Raw genomic sequence first — 906 nt, 5'->3', positions numbered from 1 at the left:
CCCTCGGCTCCGCCGGCTGCAGTGCTGGCCACCGCGCTCGTCGCGCTCTTCGGGCCGGTCTTCGGCGAGTACCTGCTGATCGTGTTCGCGGCGCTCGCGGGCGCGATGTGGCCGCTGTCGAGCATGCGTACCCCCACCGTCTGGGATGGCACGAAGCTCGTCGTGCGCCTGGTGCTCACCGCCTCGGTGCTCGGCTCGTTCGCCGCTGGCATCCCGAGCCAGTTCGCCCCGGCCGTCGGCGCCTGGTGCATCGGCGCGCTCGGCGACCGCTGGAAGGACCTGATCAAGCTCGGCTTCGATCGCCTGCGCGGCAAAGCGGGAGACCCGGCATGAGCGCGCCCGCCTTGCTGCACCTGCTGCTGTGCGCGGCGCTGCTCGCTCTGTCGTGCGGGCGGCTGCTGAAGACCTGCGCCCGATGCACGTTGCCCGAGATCCGGGGGGTGTTCGTCCTGCAGGCCTCGGCCTCGATCGCCGGCGGCGGCGCGACGCTGCTTGACGGCTACGAGCCGCAGTGGCCGAGCCTCGTACTGCTCGCCTCGATGGTGGCTGTGCAGGGGGTGACCTCGGCGCTGTGGCGCGACGGGGTGCCGATGGATTTTCAACGGAGGAACTCATGATCTCCGCACTGCTTTCCTTCCTCGGCGGCAGCGTCTTCCGCATGCTGTGGGGCGAGATCTCTGCAATGCTGACCGCGCGCCAGGATCACCGGCACGAGATCGAGCGCCTGCGCTTGCAGGGCGAGCTCGAGGCCGCGCAGCACGCGCGGGTGCAGGACTCGATCCGGCTGCAGCACGAGCTCGGCGTGCGCACGATCGCCGTGCAGGCCGAGGCCGACCAGGGCCGCATTGAGGCCGACGCCTGGGCCACCGTGTCCCGCGCCACTGCGGCGCGCACCGGGCTGCGCCT

The 906-nt window shown here is 71.5% G+C and carries 3 protein-coding genes; all 3 read left to right on the top strand.

Translation table 11 applies throughout. From position 1 onward, the window contains the following. A partial coding sequence (locus D3A59_RS24965; protein WP_157991722.1) for a hypothetical protein occupies nt 1-333 on the top strand: 333 nt, incomplete at its 5' end. Next, nucleotides 330-617, top strand: coding sequence for a hypothetical protein (locus D3A59_RS24960; protein ID WP_119157986.1), 288 nt, complete (start codon nt 330-332; stop codon nt 615-617). The genes D3A59_RS24965 and D3A59_RS24960, both read left to right, overlap by 4 nt. Beyond that, nucleotides 614-906 (top strand): hypothetical protein (locus tag D3A59_RS24955; RefSeq protein ID WP_157991721.1); only part of this gene is annotated, 293 nt, incomplete at its 3' end. The genes D3A59_RS24960 and D3A59_RS24955, both read left to right, overlap by 4 nt.

This window comes from Caldimonas tepidiphila (genome assembly GCF_003569765.1).
In the GTDB taxonomy this organism is placed as follows: Bacteria; Pseudomonadota; Gammaproteobacteria; order Burkholderiales; family Burkholderiaceae_C; genus Caldimonas; species Caldimonas tepidiphila.
Note: the sequence above shows the minus strand (reverse complement) of the source record. Positions and strands in the feature narration are given on the sequence as shown.